The sequence below is a fragment of the bacterium genome, from assembly GCA_029210545.1.
Classification (GTDB): Bacteria; BMS3Abin14; BMS3Abin14; order BMS3Abin14; family BMS3Abin14; genus JARGFV01.
On sequence record JARGFV010000161.1, the window covers coordinates 1 to 4,688 of the forward strand.

A 4,688-nucleotide genomic window follows, 5' to 3' on the forward strand; every position below is an offset into this window, starting at 1 on the left:
CCTGGGAACTGGAAAACAGCGGCGATTCGGGCCGCTATGAGAAAGTTGACGCCGACACTGTTCAGTACGAGCTGGAGTTGCCTGCCCACGGCAGGAAGAGGTTCACCTACGATGTCGTCTATCACCAGGGGTCGAGGGGGAATAGATAGAATTACTCCGTATTCTGTAATCGGTAATCTGTACTTGAACCTGGAAAAAAGAAAAGCCGGCAACGCCGGCTTTTCTGTGTTCAGTTTTTTCTGGCTACTGGCTACTGGCTACTGGCTACTGATTACTGGCCGGTGGCTGGTAATTCAGCCTCTCCCGTTCACCTTGAACCTGTCCATCTCCTCCTGGAGCAGGTGGCTGTGTTCGGCCAGGGAGGCCACAACCTCTCCGAGTTGTGCGAAAACTTCCATGTTGCGGATGGTAGCGGAGCTTACCTTTTCGATAGATTTGACGATGAGTTCACTGCCGCGGGCCTCTTCCTTGGTGGCATCTGTGATGCTCTTGGCCATCTTCATCGACTCGCTGCTGGAGTGGCCGATAAGCCTGGTCCCCGTTGCCTGCTCTTCCGTAGCCCGCTTGACCTGCCCGGCGTAGGCTTTCATCTGTTCGGCCGACGCCATGATCTGTTCGCAGCTTTGGGCCTGGTAGCTGGTGGCTTCCGCGATCTCTTTGGACATCAGGGCGATACTCTGTTCCAGTTCGGCAGCCTGCCGTATCCCGTCCGCCTGTTCACCGGTGGCGGTCATGATCATGTTGGAAGCTTCGGCCGACTTTCCTGCAGCTTCGGCAACCACTTCGATCACCTCCTGGACCTCGCCGATGAGAGTCACACCCTCGTCAACCTTCTCGGTACCCTTCCGGATGGCCTGGGTCACCTCTTCTACCTGGACGGGTATGCTGCCGAGGATCTGTGTGATCTCCTGGGTGGAGGAACTGGTCCGGTCCGAAAGGGCCCGGATCTCCTCGGCCACCACGGAAAAGGCCCTGCCCTGGGCGCCTGACTGTGCGGCCAGGATAGCGGCGTTGAGGGCCAGGAGCCGTGTCTGGTCGGAGACCTCGTCGATGACCTGGAGAATGCGTCCGATGTCTCTGGAACGCTCGCCCAGTTCACGGATGACTTCGGCAGCGTCGGTCACGATCGCCCTGACTTCAATGATGGAGTCGGATGTGCGCTTGACTGCCGGGGTACCTTCCTTCATGAGCCGGTCGGTCACCAGGGAGGCGAGCTGGCTGGAGCCCTTGGCCCCTTCAGCCACTTCCTTGATGGAGGAGTCGATCTCCATGAGGGCTGTGGAGGACCGCTCCACCTGGATGGAAAGGCTTCCGGAATGTTGAGCCACCTGCCTGATCGATGCAGTGAGTTCGTCCAGAAGACCGCCGGTCCTTTCCACGATCCCGGTAAGCTGCTCAGCGCTGTCGGCCACCTCCTCGATGGAGGCCGTCATTTCCAGGATGGAGGTGTTGCTCTCCTCTGTAGTCGCGTAGTAGCTTTCCACGTTCTCGGCCACGTTGCGAATGGTGGAGTTCATCTGCTCCACCGAGGCGGTGACCTCATCCACGGAATTGGCTTGCTGGTCCGAACCGACCCGCAGATCTTCGGAAAGCTCGAGGAGGCTTTTCGAGGCACCCTTGACCTCTGAAGCGGCCTGCCGCACAAGATTGAGGAGGTTCACGAAGCCGGCCATCATGTTGTTGAACGCCTCACCGATGGCGGAAAATTCGTCCCCGGATGCCTTGCTGTAAACAGGACACGTTTCGCACCCTTTGGCGTCACTATCCGATCCGTCGGACCCGTGATCGCAATGGGTACCGGTGATCTGCCAGCACCGCAGGTCCACCGACCCGTAGGCGGGGCAATCCGGTTTTCCGCAATCCAGTTCCTCCCAGCATTTGAGAAGGTCTGCGTTGGCGTAGCGCACCGTAAAGTCCCCGTTCTCGGCCTGCCTCATGAGCTCCACCAGGCTGTTGATCGGCTTCATAATGGAAAAACTGAGGATAATCACGACGGCGACACCCAGCACGATGGCCACCGAGCCCAGTATAAGAGCAAAACGCGTTGTGCCCGAGCCACGAGCGCTGATGTCGCCGATGGCCACCTCCAACTTCAGGACTCCATCCTCCTTGAGGGTGGCAACCTGGGCGAGGAGATTGACTTTTCGGGTGCTGAACTGCTCGGTAAGAGCGGCAATACGGTCGTACTCCATGTAAAGGGAGGCCAGGTAGAGATCCTCCCCGGTCTTGAAAAGTTCCTGCACCTCGCTGCTTAATATCTCCAGTGAGCGGACGGTTTTCGTTCGGTCAACCATGAGGGTTTTGAGCTCTTCGATACGCCGGGTGAGGCCAGCCTGGACATCCTCGGCGTCATCGATAAAGGTCTGGGTTCCCGACTCGGTGGATGCTTCGATGCCAAGGACGATGAGGTTGATGGAGCTTTCGATGTCCAGGCTGGCAAGGGCCTGGGGGAACGCCTCGTCCCGGATCGTTTCGAGGCTTTCCGTCATCCCGCCGGTGATCATGATGCTGGAAGCCACCATGGCAGCGACCAGCAGGATGTTGATCCCGAAGCCCAGCATGAGTTTACGGCGAAGGGTCAATCGCGCTTTGCGTTTCAGGTTGAACATGTTTTCCTCACCATGAGTGAAAGGAGCTTGGCACCGTCCCTAATTCCGGACCGGTTTTCCGGCTTTCTGCCAGCCCATGATCCCGCCATCCAGACATCCCTGGACATCGTACCCCTTACTCGACAGGTAGGGAACTGCTGTGATCGACTGTTTGCCGTAGTGACAGGCGATGATCAGTTTCTTGCCTTCCGGGATCTCGCTCAGCTTCTCTTCGAGATAGGCCAGAGGGAGGTGCAGGACGTTCTCATAGGGGAGCCTCATGGCGCTGTAAACATCGTCATCCCTTATGTCGATAATGAGGAATGTCGGGTCGGCCTCGAGGGTTTTTTCCAGTTCGTCCGGTTTGATCAGATTCACGCGCATCCTGGGCAGGGCTTCCTTGACCTCGAAGCTGTAGCCCGCCTTGCCCCATCCCGATAACCCTTCCGAATAAAGGTATACGTTGGTGTAGCCCTGCTCGACGGCCAGCCTGGCCGCCTGGGGGGACTTGGTTCACTTGGGTCCTTTGCAGTAAAAGACCAGTTTCACCCCTTTGTCGGCGGGCAGATTTGTCTTCCCGTCCTTGATAAATTCGTAAGGCATCCCCACAGACCCGGGTATCGATTTGTCCCTGATCTCGATGGGGGACAGGGTGTTGATGAGGAGCATCTCCTCGCCGGCGTCCATCATGGCTTTAAGCCCGGCGGTGTCCACGAGGGCAATGCCGGGTTCGAACTCCACGGCCGCAAAGCCTGGAGCCGTAGCGAGCAAAAGAGCCAGGATAGCTGTCATTGTTACTGTTAGCTGTCTCATTGCACTCCCTTCTCTGTGGGAATTGCCCGGCTATGTCGGGTCGATCTCCCGTCTGTTAGGAACAATTGTTACAAGGTAGCAAGTAATTCTCTCAACCTCCGTGTTGGAAATATCAGGTGCAGCGGCTCCCTAACAAGACTAAGTGCTCTAGTTCTTAATTTCGGTGACGTATTCCGTGGTTAATTTCGCTAAGCTGCTATTCTTTGTGTTGTAGAATGTTGATGGACTCGCAAAAAGTCCATCAACGCACCCCGCGTGGGGCGCCCAAATCAATGACTCACACTGTAAGTCATTGATTTGTAAGGAAAGGGAAAACGACGCTTTTCCCTTTCCGTGGAGCGAAAAGTCCCGGATTGGACTTTTTGCGACTCTATCAATGTTGAGCTAATTTTTTCATGAGAGTGGCTAGATCTTGGCGTGTGAATTTCCATTTAAACGGCTTAGCCAGTTTCTCATAATAATCTTGAAATTTAACCAGGCAGTCTTCGAGATCAGCTAACGATTCAAAATAGTTGGGTGTGAGTACTTTTCGCTGAACGATGGAAAAATATATTTCAATTTGATTTAACCAACTGGCGTGAACAGGCAGGTGGACCATTACGGCTTGAGGCCATGCTTTTTGAAGTCTTTTGATAGAGGTCTGACCCCGATGAGAAGAGCCATTGTCAACGATCCAAAAGACCCTGGACGCGGACCGATAGGGTTCCTGGTTCATGACTTGATCCACCAAACGCATGAAGGGCTTGATCCCGGTCTTTGCTACCGCGCGACCGAAAACTTTTCCACGATGAACATCCCAGGCGGCCAGATAGTTCAAGGCACCCTCGCGCCGATATTCATGTTCGACCTTTCCGGGTTTCCCGGGGCTAGGTACAAGGGTGGGATGCCTGCGGCTTCGGGCCTGGATACTGATTTTCTCATCAGCCGACAGGACGTAGTCTCCCTTACCCAGAGGCTTCCCTTCCCAAAGACCCTCATAGAGGTCCAGAACCGGTATGGCCTTTTCTGCAAAAGCCGGATCGCGGGGAAAGATCCAGCTTCGATAATACCAGGGACGAATGGCATCCGAGTGCAACCAACGCCACAAGGTGCTTCCGCTGATCTGGGCGACAATCCCCCTGGCAAGAACCTCCTGTTGAATATCGTTGAAGGCGGTGTGCTATTTGTAGTTGAAATTTGACGAACCGGCCCTCTTAATGGAGGAATGGAAGGTGCAAGCCAAACCATTTCTCTCACGAAAGGAGCCGCTTCATGAAAAAGGGTAAAACGGAACGGGAACAAGGTCAA

Annotated in this window: 4 protein-coding genes; all 4 read right to left on the reverse strand. The window is 55.3% G+C overall.

What is annotated here, in order from left to right:
- Nucleotides 1–293: 293 nt before the first annotated feature.
- Nucleotides 294–2,609: a methyl-accepting chemotaxis protein gene (locus P1S46_11660; protein MDF1537129.1), complete on the reverse strand. Its 2,316-nt coding sequence runs from the start codon at nucleotides 2,607–2,609 to the stop codon at nucleotides 294–296.
- A gap of 39 nt (nucleotides 2,610–2,648) precedes the next feature.
- Nucleotides 2,649–2,972, reverse strand: coding sequence for a rhodanese-like domain-containing protein (locus P1S46_11665; protein ID MDF1537130.1), 324 nt, complete (start codon nucleotides 2,970–2,972; stop codon nucleotides 2,649–2,651).
- Nucleotides 2,973–3,101: 129 nt separating this feature from the next.
- Entirely contained in the window at nucleotides 3,102–3,401 is a 300-nt protein-coding gene (locus P1S46_11670; protein MDF1537131.1) for a hypothetical protein, read from the reverse strand.
- A 373-nt stretch (nucleotides 3,402–3,774) separates the two neighbouring features.
- Nucleotides 3,775–4,542 carry an IS630 family transposase gene (locus P1S46_11675; GenBank protein ID MDF1537132.1) on the reverse strand — a complete coding sequence of 256 codons (768 nt, stop codon included), beginning with the start codon at nucleotides 4,540–4,542 and terminating at the stop codon, nucleotides 3,775–3,777.
- Between the last annotated feature and the right edge of the window lie 146 nt (nucleotides 4,543–4,688).

Excerpts from the sequence above, each read along its gene's own strand:
- P1S46_11670 (MDF1537131.1), bottom strand. The coding sequence starts at position 3,401 with ATGAGACAGCTAACAGTAACAATGACAGCTATCCTGGCTCTTTTGCTC.
- P1S46_11665 (MDF1537130.1), bottom strand. The coding sequence starts at position 2,972 with ATGCGCGTGAATCTGATCAAACCGGACGAACTGGAAAAAACCCTCGAG.
- P1S46_11660 (MDF1537129.1), bottom strand. The coding sequence starts at position 2,609 with ATGTTCAACCTGAAACGCAAAGCGCGATTGACCCTTCGCCGTAAACTC.